General features: G+C 70.3%; 13 protein-coding genes. 7 read left to right on the top strand and 6 right to left on the bottom strand.

Annotated elements, in window-relative coordinates; translation table 11 throughout:
- The first annotated feature begins 3 nt into the window (after positions 1 to 3).
- Positions 4 to 915 (top strand): carbohydrate kinase family protein, encoded by a 912-nt coding sequence (locus ACFPIH_RS06865; protein ID WP_381182273.1) that lies wholly within the window; start codon positions 4 to 6, stop codon positions 913 to 915.
- Between the two features lie 112 nt (positions 916 to 1,027).
- Here the strand turns inward: ACFPIH_RS06865 and uvrA are convergent, their stop codons facing one another.
- Positions 1,028 to 4,060: an excinuclease ABC subunit UvrA gene (gene uvrA / locus ACFPIH_RS06860; RefSeq protein ID WP_381182270.1), complete on the bottom strand. Its 3,033-nt coding sequence runs from the start codon at positions 4,058 to 4,060 to the stop codon at positions 1,028 to 1,030.
- A gap of 236 nt (positions 4,061 to 4,296) precedes the next feature.
- Here uvrA and ACFPIH_RS06855 point away from each other — a divergent pair, with 236 nt between their 5' ends.
- From ACFPIH_RS06855 to ACFPIH_RS06835, 5 genes are all read left to right on the top strand, one after another.
- Entirely contained in the window at positions 4,297 to 4,986 is a 690-nt protein-coding gene (locus ACFPIH_RS06855; protein ID WP_381182268.1) for a maleylpyruvate isomerase family mycothiol-dependent enzyme, read from the top strand.
- Between the two features lie 10 nt (positions 4,987 to 4,996).
- Positions 4,997 to 5,653: an MBL fold metallo-hydrolase gene (locus ACFPIH_RS06850; RefSeq protein WP_381182266.1), complete on the top strand. Its 657-nt coding sequence runs from the start codon at positions 4,997 to 4,999 to the stop codon at positions 5,651 to 5,653.
- Positions 5,654 to 5,979: 326 nt separating this feature from the next.
- Positions 5,980 to 6,864, top strand: a complete 885-nt coding sequence (locus ACFPIH_RS06845; RefSeq protein WP_381182264.1) for an ABC transporter substrate-binding protein — start codon at positions 5,980 to 5,982, stop codon at positions 6,862 to 6,864.
- The gene (locus ACFPIH_RS06840) at positions 6,861 to 7,766 is read left to right on the top strand and encodes an amino acid ABC transporter permease (RefSeq protein ID WP_381182262.1); all 906 of its coding nucleotides are present in this window, start codon (positions 6,861 to 6,863) and stop codon (positions 7,764 to 7,766) included. Before ACFPIH_RS06845 ends, ACFPIH_RS06840 begins: the two co-directional genes overlap by 4 nt.
- Positions 7,763 to 8,515, top strand: coding sequence for an amino acid ABC transporter ATP-binding protein (locus ACFPIH_RS06835; protein ID WP_381182259.1), 753 nt, complete (start codon positions 7,763 to 7,765; stop codon positions 8,513 to 8,515). The genes ACFPIH_RS06840 and ACFPIH_RS06835 overlap by 4 nt, the downstream gene beginning before the upstream one ends.
- Before the next feature lie 68 nt (positions 8,516 to 8,583).
- Here the strand turns inward: ACFPIH_RS06835 and aroQ are convergent, their stop codons facing one another.
- Positions 8,584 to 9,057 carry a type II 3-dehydroquinate dehydratase gene (gene aroQ / locus ACFPIH_RS06830; protein ID WP_381182257.1) on the bottom strand — a complete coding sequence of 158 codons (474 nt, stop codon included), beginning with the start codon at positions 9,055 to 9,057 and terminating at the stop codon, positions 8,584 to 8,586.
- Between the two features lie 147 nt (positions 9,058 to 9,204).
- Here aroQ and ACFPIH_RS06825 point away from each other — a divergent pair, with 147 nt between their 5' ends.
- Entirely contained in the window at positions 9,205 to 10,530 is a 1,326-nt protein-coding gene (locus ACFPIH_RS06825) for an MFS transporter (RefSeq protein ID WP_381182255.1), read from the top strand.
- 256 nt (positions 10,531 to 10,786) lie between these two features.
- Here the strand turns inward: ACFPIH_RS06825 and ACFPIH_RS06820 are convergent, their stop codons facing one another.
- The 4 genes from ACFPIH_RS06820 to uvrB all read right to left on the bottom strand — a co-directional run bounded on the left by ACFPIH_RS06820 (position 10,787) and on the right by uvrB (position 17,144).
- Positions 10,787 to 11,788 (bottom strand): TerC/Alx family metal homeostasis membrane protein, encoded by a 1,002-nt coding sequence (locus ACFPIH_RS06820; protein ID WP_381182253.1) that lies wholly within the window; start codon positions 11,786 to 11,788, stop codon positions 10,787 to 10,789.
- A gap of 237 nt (positions 11,789 to 12,025) precedes the next feature.
- Positions 12,026 to 14,188 (bottom strand): TerD family protein, encoded by a 2,163-nt coding sequence (locus ACFPIH_RS06815; RefSeq protein WP_381182252.1) that lies wholly within the window; start codon positions 14,186 to 14,188, stop codon positions 12,026 to 12,028.
- 62 nt (positions 14,189 to 14,250) lie between these two features.
- Positions 14,251 to 14,829: a TerD family protein gene (locus tag ACFPIH_RS06810; protein ID WP_381182250.1), complete on the bottom strand. Its 579-nt coding sequence runs from the start codon at positions 14,827 to 14,829 to the stop codon at positions 14,251 to 14,253.
- A 170-nt stretch (positions 14,830 to 14,999) separates the two neighbouring features.
- Positions 15,000 to 17,144 carry an excinuclease ABC subunit UvrB gene (gene uvrB, locus ACFPIH_RS06805; RefSeq protein WP_381182248.1) on the bottom strand — a complete coding sequence of 715 codons (2,145 nt, stop codon included), beginning with the start codon at positions 17,142 to 17,144 and terminating at the stop codon, positions 15,000 to 15,002.
- Positions 17,145 to 17,196 lie beyond the last annotated feature (52 nt).

Below are 17,196 nucleotides of genomic sequence, written 5' to 3'. Positions count from 1 at the left end.
TCCGTGATCGTCGTCGCCGGTGAGGCCCTCATCGACCTGGTACCGCGGGGCACGGGTGCCCTGGCGGAGCTGCAGCCGGCACTCGGCGGCGGGCCCTACAACACGGCCGTCGCGCTGGGCCGCCTCGGCTCCCCCACCGCCTTCTGCTCGCGTGTCTCCCACGACGCCTTCGGCGAGGCCCTGCTCGACCGGCTCCGGGAGTCGGGCGTGGACGTGTCCGCCGTGCAGCGCGGTCCCGAGCCGACCACCCTCGCGGTCGCCACCGTCGACCGGGACGGCTCCGCCGCCTACTCCTTCTACGTCGAGGGCACCGCCGACCGGCTGTTCACGGCCCCGGACGCGCTCCCCGCCGGGACGCGCGCGGTGTCCTTCGGCACCTGTTCGCTGGTTCTGGAGCCGGGCGCGACCGCGTACGAGGAGCTGCTGCGGGCCGCGTCGGCGCAGGGCGTGTTCACCACGCTCGATCCGAACATCCGGCCCGGGCTGATCCCCGACGCCGACGCCTACCGGGCCCGCTTCAAGAGCTGGCTGCCCTCGGTGTCCCTGCTCAAGCTGTCCGAGGAGGACGCCGAGTGGCTGGGCGGTACCCCGCAGGAGTGGCTGTCCTCGGGCCCCTCGGCGGTGGTGATCACACACGGCGGCGCCGGGCTGAGCGTGTTCACCCGCAACGGCGCGGTGTACCCCGTGCCGCGTGAGGAGGTCGACGTCGTGGACACCATCGGCGCCGGCGACACGGTGAACGCGGCGCTGCTGCACGGCCTCGCGGCGCGCGACGCGCTCTCCCCGACGGCCGTCAAGTTCCTGGGCGCCGACGACTGGACACGATTGCTGCGCTTCGCGGCCCGCGCGGCGGCGATCACCTGCTCCCGAGCAGGCGCGGAACCGCCGTACGCCGACGAACTGGGCGAGTTCTAGCGGCGGCTCGGCGGCTCGGCGGCTCGGCGGCTGTGGGGTGGACGAACGGCGCCCCGCGGGGATTCCCGTGGGGCGCCGTACTTCTCCGGGGCGCTCGGCCCGGTGGGCGGAGTCAGGCCTTGCGGGCCCTCGTCGCCTTCTTGGCCGGTACGGCCTTCGTCGCCGCGGCGGCATTCTCCGTCGCCGTGTTGTTGGCGGCCGTGGTCCTGGCGGTCGCCGTCTTCTTCGCGGCCGTCGTCTTGGCCACGGTCTTCTTCGCGGTCGTCTTGCGCGGCGCCTTCACCTGGGTCGCGTCGCTGATCCGGTCGGCGTCGAGAACCTCCCGCAGGAACTTGCCGGTGTGGCTGGCCGGGACCCCGGCGACCTCCTCGGGGGTGCCCTCGGCGATGACGAGGCCGCCGCCCGCGCCGCCCTCGGGGCCCATGTCGACGACCCAGTCGGCCGTCTTGATCACGTCGAGGTTGTGCTCGATGACGATGACCGTGTTGCCCTTCTCCACCAGGCCGGAGAGAACCCTCAGCAGCTTGCTGATGTCCTCGAAGTGCAGGCCGGTGGTGGGCTCGTCCAGAACGTAGACCGTACGGCCCGTGGAGCGGCGCTGGAGTTCGCTGGCGAGCTTGACCCGCTGGGCCTCACCGCCGGAGAGGGTGGTCGCGGACTGCCCGAGCCGGACATAGCCGAGGCCGACGTCCTTGAGGGTGTTGAGGTGGCGGGCGATCGCGGGGACGGCCTCGAAGAACTCCGTGGCCTCCTCGATCGGCATGCTCAGCACCTCGGCGATGGACTTGCCCTTGTAGTGGACCTCCAGGGTCTCCCGGTTGTACCGGGCGCCGTGGCAGACCTCGCACGGGACGTAGACGTCCGGCAGGAAGTTCATCTCGATCTTGATGGTGCCGTCGCCCGCGCAGTTCTCGCAGCGGCCGCCCTTGACGTTGAAGGAGAAGCGGCCGGGCAGATAGCCGCGGACCTTCGCCTCGGTGGTCTCGGCGAACAGCTTGCGGACGTGGTCGAAGACACCGGTGTACGTGGCCGGGTTGGAGCGCGGGGTACGGCCGATGGGCGACTGGTCGACGTGTACGACCTTGTCGACGAGGTCGTCGCCGTCCACACGCGTGTGCCGTCCGGGGACGTTGCGGGCGCCGTTCAGCTCGCGCGCCAGGTGGGTGTACAGGATGTCGTTGACCAGAGTCGACTTGCCCGATCCCGAGACACCCGTGACGGCCGTGAACACACCCAGTGGGAAGGACACGTCGATGTCCTGGAGGTTGTTCTCGCGGGCGCCGTGCACCGTGAGCCGGCGGGACGGGTCGAGCGGGCGCCGGATGTCGGGCAGCGGGATGGACTTCTTGCCGGAGAGGTACTGCCCGGTCTGCGACTCGGCGTTGGTGAGCAGTTCCTTCAGGGAGCCGCTGTGCACGACCTTGCCGCCGTGCTCGCCCGCGCCGGGGCCGATGTCGACGATCCAGTCGGCGACCTTGATGGTGTCCTCGTCGTGCTCGACGACGATGAGCGTGTTGCCCATGTCGCGCAGCCTGACGAGGGTCTCGATCAGCCGGTGGTTGTCGCGCTGGTGCAGGCCGATGGACGGCTCGTCGAGGACGTACAGGACGCCGACGAGGCCGGAGCCGATCTGGGTGGCCAGCCGGATGCGCTGGGCCTCGCCGCCGGAGAGCGTGCCGGCCGCGCGGTTGAGCGAGAGGTAGTCGAGGCCGACGTCGACCAGGAACCGCAGCCGTTCGTTGACCTCCTTCAGCACCCGCTCGGCGATCTTCTTGTCACGGGCGTCGAGCTTCAGCTCGCCCAGGAAGTCCGCGCAGTCGCTGATGGACATCCCGGAGACCGCGGCGATGGACTTCCCCATGACCGTGACCGCGAGGACGATCGGCTTCAGGCGTGTGCCCTCACAGGTGGGGCAGGGCACCTCGCGCATGTAGCCCTCGAAGCGCTCGCGGCTGGCGTCGCTCTCCGCCTCGCTGTGCCGGCGCTTGACGAAGGGCACGGCACCCTCGAAGGCCGTGGTGTACACGCGCTCGCGGCCGTACCGGTTGCGGTAGCGGACCTCGATCTGTGTCTTGTGGCCGTACAGGAGGGCCTTCCTGGCGCGCTGCGGCAGGCCCGCGAAGGGGATGTCCGTCCGGAATCCCAGCGCGTCCGCGAGGGCGCCGATCAGACGGCCGAAGTAGTCCTTGGTGTGGCCGTGGGACCAGGGGTGGATGGCGCCCTCGTCCAGGGACTTGTCCTCGTCCGGGACGATCAGCTCGGGGTCGACCTCCATGCGCGTGCCGATGCCGGTGCAGTCGGGGCAGGCGCCGAAGGGCGAGTTGAAGGAGAAGGAGCGGGGCTCCAGCTCCTCGAAGGACAGGTCGTCGTACGGGCAGTACAGGTGCTCCGAGAACATGCGCTCGCGCTCGGGGTCGTCCTCGGGGAGGTCGACGAAGTCGAGCACGACCATGCCGCCGGAGAGGCCGAGGGCGGTCTCCACGGAGTCGGTGAGCCGGCGCTTGGCGGAGTCCTTCACGGTGAGGCGGTCGACGACCACCTCGATGGTGTGCTTCTCCTGCTTCTTCAGCGTGGGCGGGTCGGAGAGCTGGATCGTCTCGCCGTCCACGCGCGCGCGGGAGTAGCCCTTGGTCTGGAGGTCGGAGAAGAGGTCGACGAACTCTCCCTTGCGCTCGCGCACCAGCGGCGAGAGCACCTGGAAGCGGCTGCCCTCCGGGAGCTCCAGGACCCTGTCGACGATGGCCTGCGGCGACTGGCGGGAGATCGGCCGGCCGCACTCGGGGCAGTGCGGCTTGCCGATGCGCGCGAAGAGCAGACGCAGGTAGTCGTAGACCTCGGTGATGGTGCCGACCGTGGAGCGCGGGTTGCGCGAGGTCGACTTCTGGTCGATCGAGACGGCCGGGGAGAGGCCCTCGATGAAGTCGACGTCGGGCTTGTCCATCTGGCCGAGGAACTGGCGGGCGTACGAGGAGAGCGACTCCACGTAGCGGCGCTGGCCCTCGGCGAAGATGGTGTCGAAGGCCAGCGAGGACTTGCCCGACCCCGACAGGCCCGTGAAGACGATGAGCGAGTCGCGCGGCAGGTCGAGCGAGACATTCTTGAGGTTGTGCTCGCGCGCGCCACGGACGATGAGACGGTCGGCCACGCCGGTCCGCACCTTTCTTGAGAGAAGTGACAGGGGCGAGGCCCCCGTCCTTCTTCAGACTAGGGGGAGCCACTGACAACGCCGGTCCCGATGCCCAGGACGGCAGCTTTGACGACAACAATCCCGGGCCATCCAGCATGCCCGACGCCGCCACCGACCATATAGCACGTGCATTCGATTTTGGGCCGCGGTCCGCCACCTTCACCCGAAGGAGTGGCGGGGCTAGGGTCAGCAGCATGATTGATCACGCGCATGACCTGGCGTCTGTACGTGACGCGACGGAGCGGCTGCTCACCGCAGTCGGAAAACTGGACGACGCCTCGGTGTCGGAGCCGTCACGTCTGCCCGGCTGGAGCCGCGGCCATGTCCTCGCCCACATCGCCCGCAACGCGGACGCCCTCATGAACGTCCTGGAGGGCCGCCCCATGTACGCCGACGCCCGGGTCCGGGACGCCGACATCGAGCGGGACGCCCCGCGCCCGCTTGACGTCCAGCTCGCCGATCTCCGTGACAGCGGGGCCCGTTTCCAGGCCGCGGGAGCCGTGCCCGCCGACTGGTCGCGCACGGTGGAGCTGCGCAACGGAGTCACCGACGCGGCGGCCCGGGTGCCCTTCCGCCGGTGGGTGGAGGTGGAACTGCACCATGTGGACCTCGGCATCGGCTACGACCTGGAGGACCTGCCGGCGGACTTCGTCGCGCGGGAGATCGACTTCCTGGCGGAGCGGTTCGGCAGCCACCAGGACGTGCCGTCGTTGGGGCTGGCGAGCGACGACGGCGCGATCTGGACCACCGGGGGCGGGGCCCCGGGCGGACCCCTCGGCGTCCGGGGCCCGGCCCCGGATCTCCTCGGCTGGCTCGCCGGGCGCCGCTCCGGAACCGCTCTGACCGTCACCAACGGTCCACTCCCGGCCCTGCCCCCGCTATAGGCTGACCGTCATGACGTACAGCGGAGAGGTGACCGTCGGCGGCCCTGCGGACGTGCACGAGCTCAAGGACCTGATGATCACCAAGATCGCGGTCGGCCCGATGAACAACAACGCCTATCTGCTGCGCTGCCGTGCCACGGACGAGCAGTTGCTGATCGACGCGGCCAACGACGCCGGGGCGCTGCTCGGGACGATCGGTGACGACGGCATCGCGTCCGTCGTCACCACCCATCAGCACGGCGACCACTGGCAGGCGCTCGCCGAGGTGGTGGCGGCCACGGGCGCGCGTACCCACGCGGGCCGGGAGGACGCCGGGGGCATCCCCGTGCCGACCGACGTCCTGGTCGACGACGGCGACGTCGTCCGGGTGGGGAACGTGGAACTCACCGCGCGGCACCTGGTCGGCCACACGCCGGGCTCGATCGCTCTGGTCTACGACGACCCGCACGGCCACCCGCACGTCTTCACCGGCGACTGTCTCTTCCCCGGCGGGGTGGGCAACACCCGCAAGGACCCGGTGGCGTTCGCCAGTCTGATCCACGATGTCGAGACCAAGATCTTCGACGCCCTCCCGGACGAGACCTGGGTCTACCCGGGGCACGGCAACGACACCACACTGGGCGCCGAGCGGCCGCACCTGCCGGAGTGGCACGCGCGCGGGTGGTGAGCCGGCGGGCGTGAGCCGGCGGGCGTGAGCCAACTGCGCTGGGGGCGCGCGAATTCGTGCGCGCGCCCCGTGTGAATCGCGTGCACGCGCCGGACCTCCGTGCGCGCTCCCCCCATACGTCGTTGCGCGGTCAACTGGTGGCAGCCCCGCGCGGGATGACGGCTCCGGCGCGGTATGGGCCGCCGGTCTTCGATCCCCGCCCTCGGCCGGCGGCCCAGGCAAGGCCCCGTGAGCGTGTTCACGAGATCGCAACACCGCTTCCCAATATGCGGACAAGTAATGGCGTGACCTGGACAAACCAGGGATTTCGCTGTCACTCTCCCGCCATGCATCTCGCCCCTCGTGTTCTGCGCCGCGCCGTGGCCGGCGCCACCGTAGCCCTCCTCGCGACCGCTGTCGGCTGCGCTCCGCAGCCCGAGGAGGACGCGGCCGCCAAGCCGTCCGGTTCGACCGCGAACACCTGCGCCCAGGGCAAGTTGGCCACCGAGACCTCCGGCAAGCTGACGGTCGCCACCGACGAACCGGCGTACGAGCCGTGGTTCAAGGACGACAAGCCCGCCAACGGCGAGGGTTTCGAGTCGGCGGTGGCCTACGCCGTCGCGAAGCGGCTCGGGTACGACAAGAGCGCCGTCGTCTGGCAGAGCGTGCCGTTCAACAAGGCGTTCGCGCCGGGTGAGAAGACCTTCGACTTCGACATCAACCAGGTGTCCATCAGCGACGAGCGCAAGAATGCCGTGGACTTCTCCTCCGGCTACTACGACGTCCGTCAGGCGGTCATCGCGCTCAAGGACTCCAAGGCCGCGAAGGCGACGAGCATCGCGGACCTCAAGGGCCTCAAGCTCGGCGCCCAGGTGGGCACGACGAGCCTCGACTACATCGACGACGTGGTGAAGCCGAGTCAGGACGCGGCCGTCTACGCCAAGAACGACCAGGCCAAGTCCGCGCTGAAGAACGGTCAGGTCGACGCCGTCGTGGTCGACCTGCCGACCGCCTTCTACATCACCTCCGCCGAGGTGACCGACGCGAAGATCGTCGGCCAGTTCGAGAACCAGGGCGGTACGCCCGAGCAGTTCGGGCTCGTGCTCGACAAGGGCAGCGCGCTCACCCCGTGCGTGACGGCCGCCGTGGACGCCCTCCGCAAGGACGGCACCCTGGCGAAGATCGAGCAGCAGTGGCTGTCCGACGCCGTCGACGCCCCGGTCCTCAAGTGACGGTCACGAAGGAGGAGTCCGGCCGGGACGACACCTCCGGGGAGGACACCGGCGACGCCTACGTCCCGTCGCGGCGGCGGCTGGAGCGTGAGCGCCACAAGCGCGCGCGTGCCCGCCGCGCGACGGCGATTGCGGCGCTCTCCACCCTCGTCACGGGTGTCGTCCTCTACCTGGTCGTCGTCAGCGCGCCCGGCTGGCCGCGCACCAAGGAGACCTTCTTCAACGGCCAGTACGCGCGCGAGGCGTTCCCCAAGGTCCTGGAGGGGCTCTGGCTGAACGTCCGGCTGCTGTTCGTGTGCGGCGTCGCCGTGCTGGTCCTCGGCATGCTCGTGGCCATCGCCCGCACCCTGCGCGGACCGGTGTTCTTCCCGCTGCGGGCGCTGGCGGCGGCGTACACGGACTTCTTCCGCGGGCTGCCGCTGATCATCAACCTGATGATCGTGGTCCTTGGCGTCCCGGCGCTGCGTCTGCAGGGCGTGACCGTCGACCCCGTGCTGCTGGGCGGTACCGCGCTGACGCTGACGTACTCGGCGTACGTCGCCGAGGTGTTCCGCGCCGGCATCGAGTCCGTGCACCCCTCGCAGCGCGCCGCGGCCCGCTCCCTGGGGCTGTCCAACCGGCAGGCGCTGCGGTACGTGGTGCTCCCCCAGGCCGTGCGCCGCCAGGTGCCGCCGCTGCTGAACGACCTGGTGTCCCTGCAGAAGGACACCGGTCTGGTGTCGATCGGCGGCGCGATCGACGCGGTGCGCGCGGCGGACATCATCGTGGGCCGCAGCCTCAACTACACGCCGTACATCGTGGCGGGGCTGGTCTTCGTCGCGCTGACGATTCCGATGACCCGCTTCACGGACTGGGTGACGGCCCGGATGGACCGCCGCCGGGCACAGGGAGGAACGACATGAGTGACGCCCCGGTGCTGCGGATGGAGTCCGTCCGCAAGACCTTCGGCGACTCGGTCGTCCTGCGGGACGTCGACCTGGAGGTCGCCCCGCACACGGTGACCGCGCTGATCGGCGCCTCCGGCTCGGGCAAGTCCACGCTGCTGCGCTGCGCCAACCTCCTGGAGGAGATCGACGACGGCGCGATCTGGCTGGACGGCGAGGAGATCACCGACCCGCGCGCCGACCAGGACGCGGTACGGCGCCGGATCGGCGTGGTCTTCCAGGCGTACAACCTGTTCCCGCACATGACGGTGCTGGAGAACATCACGCTCGCCCCGCGCCGGGTGCACGGCGTCGCCCGCGCGGAGGCCGACGAACGCGCCAGGGAGCTGCTGGAGCGGCTCGGGCTCGCCGGGAAGGCCGACGAGTACCCGGACCGGCTCAGCGGCGGCCAGCAGCAGCGTGTGGCGATCGTGCGCGCCCTCGCCGTACGGCCCCGGCTGCTGCTGCTCGACGAGATCACCGCGGCGCTCGACCCGGAGCTGGTGGGCGAGGTCCTGAACGTCGTCCGCGATCTGAAGGGCGACGGGATGACCATGGTGCTGGCCACGCACGAGATGGGCTTCGCCCGCGAGGTCGCCGACCAGGTCTGTTTTCTGGACGGAGGGGTCGTGCTGGAGCGCGGCACCGCCGAGCAGCTCTTCGGGGATCCGCAGCAGGAGCGCACTCGACGCTTCCTGCGGCGGATCGTGGAGGCCGGCCGTCTGTAACCAGAGGTATGCAGGCGTACGGACTGTGACCGGGCGTATGTAAGGGGCGTGCTCCAGGCGGCCGGTGCTTACGCGTCGGCCTTGCCCGTCCCCGCCATTGCGGCCACCCGCTCCACGCCGAACACGTATCCCTGCACGCCGCAGCCCGCGATGACGCCGTCGGCGCGCAGGGAGACGTACGAGTGGTGCCGGAAGGACTCGCGCCGGTGGATGTTGGAGATGTGGACCTCCAGCACCGGCAGGCCGTCGCAGGTGTTGAGCGCGTCCAGGATCGCGACCGAGGTGTGGGAGTAGGCGCCGGGGTTGATCACGATGCCGCAGTGGTCGAGGCGGGCCTCGTGGATCCAGTCGACCAACTGACCCTCGTGGTTGGACTGCCGGAAGTCCACGGTGCCGCCGAGCGCGGCCGACGCCTTCACACACATCGCCTCGACGTCGGCGAGCGTGTCGGACCCGTAGATCTCCGGCTGCCGCTGCCCCAGGAGGTTCAGGTTGGGGCCGTTCAGGATCATGATCGGGGCGTCGGCGAGAGTGCGGGGCACGGTTCCTCCGGTCCGTTCGGGGGGCGGTCCGGGAAGACCGCCGCTGTGACCCGGTCTATCACCTGGCGCACCACCGTCGCCCACTGCCCCGGCCGGTCGCTCCGCGCGCCCCCGTAACCCGCCGTCACGCTGGGTGGTTGACGCGGCATGCACGACGTACGCACCGTGAAGGCACCCTCGATGCCACGGCTCGCCGCCGCCTCGCTCGCCGGGACGGCCATCGAGTTCTACGACTTCTTCGTCTACGGGACCGCCGCCGCGCTGCTCCTGGGACCGCTGTTCTTCCCGACGTTCTCGCCGCTGGCGGGCACCCTGGCCGCGTTCGCGACGTTCGGCGTGGGCTTCGTGGCGCGCCCCCTGGGGTCGGTGCTCTTCGGGCACATCGGGGACCGGCGTGGACGGCGGCCGGTCCTTGTCGGCTCCCTGCTGCTGACCGGGGCGTCGACGGTCGCGGTCGGGTGTGTGCCCACCTACGACACGATCGGCGCCGCGGCGCCCCTGCTGCTGATCGGCCTGCGTTTCCTGCAGGGGCTGGGGCTCGGCGGGGAGTGGGGCGGCGCGGTGCTGCTCACGGCGGAGCACGCGCCTCCCGAGCGGCGCGGGTTGTGGGCGAGTTTCCCGCAGATCGGGCCCTCGGTGGGGTTCGTGCTCGCCAACGGGCTGATGCTGGCGCTGTCGGTGACCCTGACGGAGGCCCAGTTCGCGCAGTGGGGGTGGCGGGTGCCGTTCTGGGCGGCCGGGGTGCTGGCCGTGCTCGGGATGTGGCTGAGGTCGTCGCTCCCGGAGACTCCCCGGTTCCTGGAGATCGGCGACCACGCGCGTGTGCCGCTCGTGGAGGTCGTGCGCGACCACTGGCGGCTGGTCCTGCTGACCGCCGGCGCACTCTCCGTCGGCTACGCGGTGTTCTACGCGGTGACGACGTGGTCCCTGGCGTACGGCACCGAACGGCTCGGGGTGAGCCGTACCGTCATGCTGGTCTGTGTCATGGCCGCGGTGGTGGTCAAGGGCGCGCTGACTCCGGTGGCGGCGCTGTTGGGCGACCGTTTCGGACGGCGGCCGATGTGTCTGGCGGGCTGTACGGCGGCGGCGTTCTGGATGCTGCCGATGGTGACGCTGCTGGCGACCGGCGAGCCCCTGCTCATGTTCGTGGGCTTCCTGGGCGCGCTGGTCGCGTTCGTGATGATGCTGGCCGTGACGGCGGCCTATCTGCCGGAACTGTACGAGCCGCGGGTGCGCTGTACCGGTGCGACGGTCGGCTACAACCTCGGCGGTGTCCTCGGGGGCGCGCTCACGCCGATCGCGGCGACGGCGCTCGCGGAGCACTCGGGTCGGGTTCCGTGGGGTGTGGGGGTGTATCTCACGGGGATCGCGCTGTTCAGTCTGGTCTGTTTCGCGCTGCTGCCGGAGACCCTGCCTGCGCGGGTGGCCGCGGTGCGTCCGGTCAGGGAACCTTCGCCGGCCGCTACGGATTGATCGCCACCTCCAGGTAGGCCGCGAACAGCACCAGGTGTACGCCGCCCTGCGGGGGCGTGGCGCGCCCCGGGACCACCGAGCACCGAGCACCGAGCACCGAGCACCGAGCACGAGGGTCGTCCACCGCGTGGTGGACGACCCGGGCCGAGCGAGCATGCGGTGATCGTCGCAGAGCCCTCATGGCTTCGCACTCCGGCTCGGGCAAGGGGCGGGAGCGGTACCCGGCAGTCGCCGCGCACCGCTCCCGGAGTGATCGTCAGGCCTCGACGCTGTCCTTCGGGGCGCCGTCGCCCTCGGTCCGCGCCGCCTCGGCCTCCGCCTGCTTCTTCGAGGCACGCAGGCTGGTGATCGTGGTGACGATCAGCACGCCGCAGATGACGCCGAGCGAGACCGGGATGCTGATCTCGGGGACGTGGACGCCCGACTCGTGCAGCGCGTGCAGCACCAGCTTGACGCCGATGAAGCCCAGGATGACCGACAGGCCGTAGCTGAGGTGGACCAGCTTCCGCAGCAGGCCGCCGATGAGGAAGTACAGCTGCCTGAGGCCCATCAGCGCGAACGCATTGGCCGTGAAGACGATGTACGGGTCCTGGGTGAGGCCGAAGATCGCGGGGATGGAGTCGAGGGCGAAGAGCACGTCGGTGGTGCCGATCGCGAGCATCACGACCAGCATCGGGGTCATGACCCGCTTGCCGTTCTGCTGGATCCACAGCTTGGTGCCGTGGTAGCGGTCGGCGACACCGAACCTGCGCTCGGCGGCCTTGAGCAGCTTGTTCTCCTCGAACTCCTCGTCCTCCTCGTCGGCCCGGGCCTCCTGGATGAGCTTCCAGGCGGTCCAGATCAGGAAGGCGCCGAAGAGGTAGAAGACCCAGGAGAAGCTGGCGAGGATGGCGGCGCCCGCGGCGATGAAGATCGCCCTCAGGACCAGGGCTATGAGGACACCGACGAGCAGAACCCGTTGCTGGTACTGCGACGGGACCGCGAACTTCGCCATGATCAGGACGAAGACGAAGAGGTTGTCGACGCTCAGCGACTTCTCGGTGATGAAGCCCGCGAAGAACTCGCCGGACGGCTCACCGCCGGAGAAGAGGAGCAGACCGAGGCCGAAGAGCCCGGCGAGGGCGATCCAGACGATGGTCCAGATGCCGGCTTCCTTGATGGACACGTCGTGCGGTTTGCGGCCGATGAAGAAGTCGACCGCGATGAGGGCGGCTAGGCCCACGATGGTCAGAACCCAAAGGTTCAAGGAAACATCCACTGCGCCTCCGGCAGTACGTAACGGCAAATGTCAGCGTCGTCGCTGCCGGAGGTCTCTTCCACCCATGGATGGGCCGACGCCCCGGGATCCGGCCTGATCCGATCCGGCCTGGTCCGTATTGACGGGAACGCCGCAGTCAGGGAGTACTCCCCTCCGCACTGAAGACAATACCCCAATCACCAAGGAACAGTAAAGAGATTGGCAAAGTAATGTTCAAATTGCCTGTTCAGAAGCCCTTTACCTGTACTTGGTGCGGGCCGTGGCCACCTGGGTGAGGACCTGCTGGAGCACCTGGCTGCCGGCCGGCACGAGGGTCGGCTCGTAGGTCCAGGCGTGCCCGACCCAGGGGTCGGCGAGGTGGTCGTCGGGCACCGGCGTCAGCCGCAGCAGCCCCCGCCACAGCGGGTCCAGCAACGGGCCGTAACCGGCGGCGTCCTCCCGGTCGGCGACCATCATGAGGTGGACGCCGACCGAGGGGCCCTCGTCCGCGAGGTAGCGCAGCTGGTTCACGGCGCGGTCGTCGAAGCCGTGCGGGAAGTCGTTGACGACCAGGAGCTGCTGGGCGGTGTCGAAGTCCGGCGGGAGGGAGTCGGCCGCGCCGCCGCGCACCGCCATCTGCACCAGGTCGACCCGATCGGTGAGCCGTCCCAGGGCGTCCGCCACACCCGCGGCACCGGCGGCGGGCGGACCCGCGAGCACCCCGCTGCGCACCAGCGGCGCGAGCGCCCGGGCGCCGGAGCCTGCCGGGTCGACGACGTGCACGGTGAACTCGCCCGCCGGATGCACCGCGAGCAGCCGGGCCGCGTGTGCCACGGCCGACTCCATGGCGAGGTGGCGCAGTTCGTGGGAGTCGGCGAACGATCCGTCGGCCGCCTCCGCGTGTCCGCTGTCGATCCACAGACCGCGCTCGAGCGGGAGTCTGACCAGCAACGGGATGCGCAGCGGATCGCTCTCGGGAAGGTGCAGGTCGCCCACCCGCAGCGCCATGGGCATCTCCATGGGGACGCGGTAGGCGTGCCAGACGGGGTTGTCCCAGCGGGCGTAGGCCGCGGGCAGCGCCGGCTCAACGACATCGGCCTCGGCAGTGAGCTGGGCGAGGTCGCGCTCCAGCGCCTCCCGGGCCTGGTCGACGAGCTGGACGTGCTTGGCCTGGGCCGCCTCGCGGGCGGCGTCGCCCTGGCCGCCGATCCGGCCGCGCGGGTCGGACAGGACCTGGTCGAGTTCCTTCTCCATGCGGGTGTCGGCGAAGTCGACGGCACTGCGGTAGGCGGCCGTGGCGCGGGCCAGGTCCTCGAACATGCCCCAGACCTGGTTGTAGAGCCGCTCCTCCATGGACCAGCCGGTCGCATCGCCCGCGACGGGCGTGGCCGGCCGCCCCGGCTCCCCGGGCGGTGCGGTGGGCGGGGGCGGTGGTGGAGCGGCGTTCCGCCGCGGGTGGCTGTAGTCGACCCGGCCGCCGGTGGCCGGGTCCGAGGACGGCGGCTGGGAGGCGGCGGGGTCCGTCGGCGCCGCACCCGAACCCGTCGGCCGACCGGTCCCGGTGGCGCCCTGCGGGCCCTGACCGCTGCCGTACGGCCCACCGCTCGGCGGCCCGCTCGGCGGCCCGCTCGGCGCGCCGCCGTACGGGGAACCGCTCTGGTCCGGGCCGAGCGCGGAGGCGGTGTCTGGACCGCGCGCGGGGGTGGTGTCAGAACCACGCGCGGAGGCGGCGTCGGGACCGAGTGAGGAGGCGGTCTCCGGGCCGAGCGCGGAAGAGCCCTCGGGGCCGAGTGCGGAGGCGGCCGTCTGCCGGGAGCGGTCGGCGCCGTCGGCCGAACGCGGTGGGGGCGCCGGCACCGAGCGGGCCAGCCCCTGGGCCACCGCCTCGTTGATCCCCGCCGCGAGTTGCTGTGCCTGCGCCAGTCCCTGGTCGGTGAAGAGTTCGGCGAGGCCGCCGGCGTACCCCTGGCCGACGGCGCGCACCTTCCAGGCGCCCTGGCGCCGGTAGAGCTCCAGGGCGACGACAGCCGACTCGGCACTCAGTCCGGTGATCGTGTACGTGGCGACCTCGGTGCCGTCGAGGCCGGTCACCGCGACGAAGGGCGTCGGCACCGAGCCGAAGCCGACGGGCCCTCGGGCGTCGCCCTGGGGCAGGGAGAGCAGGACGCTGAGGCGGTGCACGCTCGCCGGCATGGCGTCCAGGTCCACCGCGAGGCGGTGGTCGGCGGCCGCCTGCCGGGAGACCTCGATACCGGGCAGCGTGGGTGTACCCGGGTGGGCCACCCACTCGACGCCCCGCGCCCTGCCCTGCTCGTCGGAGAGCGTCGCCACGGCCACGACGGGCGTGCCGGCCGAGACCCTGATCTCGAGTCGGACCTGGGAGAGCGGATGGTTCTGCCCCCGCACCAGCTCGGCCGTCATCGCCCGTCCCCCTGTCCCCCTGTGTCGCGTGGTGTCGTCGTACGCCGTGGGCCCGGCCCGTCCTACAGGAGCGGTACGAGGGCGGGCATCAGGTCCTGGAAGGTGCGGCCGTTGGCCGGGGAACCGAGGGCCGTCAGCGTCCAGCCCTGGCCGGCGCGGTGGACCTTGGCCATGATCTGTGCGGTGTAGGAGCCACCGCCCGCGAGCGTGTAGCGCGCGAGTTCCTGGCCGTTGGTCTCGTCGACCAGCCGGCAGAAGGCGTTCTGCACTTCCTGGAACGTCTGGCCGGTGAAGGAGTTCACGGTGAAGACGATCTGGTCGATGTGTACCGGGACCCGCGCCAGGTCGACGAGGATCGCCTCGTCGTCGCCGCCCTGGCCGACACCGCCGACCAGGTTGTCACCGGTGTGCCGGACGGAGCCGTCGTCGCTCACCAGGTGGCGGAAGAAGACGACGTCCACCGGCTGCTTGTCCGCGAAGAGGACGGCGGAGGCGTCCAGGTCGATCTCCCGGGTGCGGGAGCCGAACAGGCCGCGCCGGGGGGCCGCCTGCCAGCCGAGACCCATGCGCACCGCAGTCAGGCTGCCCCCGTCGTTCTTCTGCAGACTGACGGACTGACCCTTGGTCATGTTGACGGTCACGCGCTGATTCCCCTCTCGAACTGTCCCCTGTTGCCGCTCTTGCCGCAAAGTCCGCGGTTGCCCAGAACCCTACGCACGGGCACTGATACTGCCGTACCCAGGCCCGCACTTTGTGTCGGTCTTGCAACACAGCATGTACGGGGCCCGGGCGCAGGAATCGCACCGGTCCGTCAGGCCAGTCCCGCCTCCTTCATCTGGCGCAGTTCCTTCTTCATCTCGGACACCTCGTCGCGCAGCCGGGCGGCGATCTCGAACTGGAGGTCCGCGGCGGCGGCCCGCATGCGCTCGGTCATCTGCTCGATCTGCTCGGCGAGGTCGGCCGCGGGGCGGTCGGTGGGCACCTTCTCCCCGGCCTTCCCCTTGGCGGCCTTGGACTTGGCGCCCTTGGCCGCCTTCTCGCCGAGCGAGGGCACCGGGGCCTTGGTGCCCCGGCCGTCCTTCTTCGCGCGGTAGCCGGAGCCGAGCAGTTGTTCGGTGTCGACCTCCTCGCGGGCGATCTGCGCGACGATGTCGTTGATCTTCTTGCGGAGCGGCTGCGGGTCGATGCCGTTCGCCGTGTTGTAGGCGACCTGCTTCTCGCGGCGGCGGTTGGTCTCGTCGATGGCCCGCTCCATCGCCGGGGTGATCTTGTCGGCGTACATATGGACCTGTCCGGAGACATTGCGCGCCGCGCGGCCGATGGTCTGGATCAGCGAGGTGCCGGAGCGCAGGAAGCCCTCCTTGTCGGCGTCGAGGATGGCCACCAGGGACACCTCCGGCAGGTCGAGGCCCTCACGCAGCAGGTTGATGCCGACCAGGACGTCGAACTCGCCGGAGCGCAGCTCGCGCAGCAGCTCGACGCGGCGCAGGGTGTCGACGTCGCTGTGCAGATAGCGCACCTGGATGCCGAGTTCCAGGAAGTAGTCCGTCAGGTCCTCGGCCATCTTCTTGGTGAGCGTGGTGACCAGGACGCGCTCGTCCTTCTCGGTGCGCTTGCGGATCTCGTGCACCAGGTCGTCGATCTGGCCCTCGGTGGGCTTGACGACGACCTCCGGGTCGATGAGACCGGTGGGCCGGATGATCTGCTCGACGACACCGTCCCCGCGGGAGAGTTCGTACTTGCCGGGGGTCGCCGACAGATAGACGGTCTGCCCGATGCGCTCCTGGAACTCCTCCCACTTCAGTGGGCGGTTGTCGAGGGCGGAGGGCAGCCGGAAGCCGTGGTCGACGAGGGTGCGCTTGCGGGAGGCGTCGCCCTCGTACATGGCGCCGATCTGCGGGACGGTGTTGTGGGACTCGTCGATGACGAGCAGGAAGTCGTCCGGGAAGTAGTCGATCAGGGTGTTCGGCGGGGAGCCGGGCAGACGGCCGTCGAAGTGCATCGAGTAGTTCTCCACGCCGGAGCAGGAGCCGATCTGGCGGAGCATCTCCAGGTCGTACGTGGTACGCATGCGCAGGCGCTGGGCCTCCAGGAGCTTGCCCTGCTTCTCCAGGTCGGCCAGGCGCTCGCCCAGTTCCTTCTCGATGTCGTTGGCCGCCCGCTCCAGGCGCTCGGGGCCGGCGACGTAGTGGGAGGCCGGGAAGACGTACAGCTGCTGGTCGTCGCTGATGATCTCGCCGGTGAGCGGGTGCAGGGTGGAGAGGGCCTCGATCTCGTCGCCGAACATCTCGATGCGGACGGCGAGTTCCTCGTAGACGGGGAAGATCTCGACGGTGTCGCCGCGCACCCGGAAGGTGCCGCGGCTGAAGGCCAGGTCGTTGCGCGTGTACTGGATGTCCACGAAGCGGCGCAGCAACTGGTCGCGGTCGAGCTCGTCGCCGACCCGCAGAGGGACCATCCGGTCCACGTACTCCTGCGGGGTGCCGAGGCCGTAGATGCAGGAGACCGAGGCGACCACGACGACGTCACGCCGGGTGAGCAGCGAGTTGGTCGCGGAGTGGCGCAGGCGCTCGACCTCCTCGTTGACCGAGGAGTCCTTCTCGATGTAGGTGTCCGACTGCGGAACGTACGCCTCGGGCTGGTAGTAGTCGTAGTACGAGACGAAGTATTCGACGGCGTTGTTCGGCAGCAGTTCCCGGAACTCGTTCGCCAACTGGGCGGCCAGGGTCTTGTTGGGTGCCATCACCAGGGTGGGCCGCTGGAGCTGCTCGATCATCCACGCGGTGGTGGCGGACTTTCCGGTGCCGGTCGCGCCGAGGAGGACGACGTCCTTCTCGCCGCCTTCGATGCGCTTGGCCAGCTCGGCGATCGCCGCCGGCTGGTCGCCGCTGGGCTGGTAGGAGCTGACGACCTCGAAAGGCGCCGCCGTGCGTTCGATGTGGGAAACGGGCCGCATGCCATCCACCGTACGACCCCCCACTGACAACGGGGCCCGATCTGCGGTTTCA

The organism is Streptomyces vulcanius (assembly GCF_042653945.1).
Classification (GTDB): Bacteria; Actinomycetota; Actinomycetes; order Streptomycetales; family Streptomycetaceae; genus Streptomyces; species Streptomyces mangrovi.
This window is presented reverse-complemented; position numbering and strand designations above follow the sequence as displayed.

What these genes read in the sequence shown, in the direction of transcription:
- ACFPIH_RS06855 (WP_381182268.1), top strand. Translation starts at nt 4,297, where the DNA reads ATGATTGATCACGCGCATGACCTGGCGTCTGTACGTGACGCGACGGAG.
- uvrB (WP_381182248.1), bottom strand. Translation starts at nt 17,144, where the DNA reads ATGCGGCCCGTTTCCCACATCGAACGCACGGCGGCGCCTTTCGAGGTC.
- ACFPIH_RS06845 (WP_381182264.1), top strand. Translation starts at nt 5,980, where the DNA reads ATGCATCTCGCCCCTCGTGTTCTGCGCCGCGCCGTGGCCGGCGCCACC.
- ACFPIH_RS06825 (WP_381182255.1), top strand. Translation starts at nt 9,205, where the DNA reads ATGCACGACGTACGCACCGTGAAGGCACCCTCGATGCCACGGCTCGCC.
- ACFPIH_RS06850 (WP_381182266.1), top strand. Translation starts at nt 4,997, where the DNA reads ATGACGTACAGCGGAGAGGTGACCGTCGGCGGCCCTGCGGACGTGCAC.
- ACFPIH_RS06835 (WP_381182259.1), top strand. Translation starts at nt 7,763, where the DNA reads ATGAGTGACGCCCCGGTGCTGCGGATGGAGTCCGTCCGCAAGACCTTC.
- ACFPIH_RS06815 (WP_381182252.1), bottom strand. Translation starts at nt 14,188, where the DNA reads ATGACGGCCGAGCTGGTGCGGGGGCAGAACCATCCGCTCTCCCAGGTC.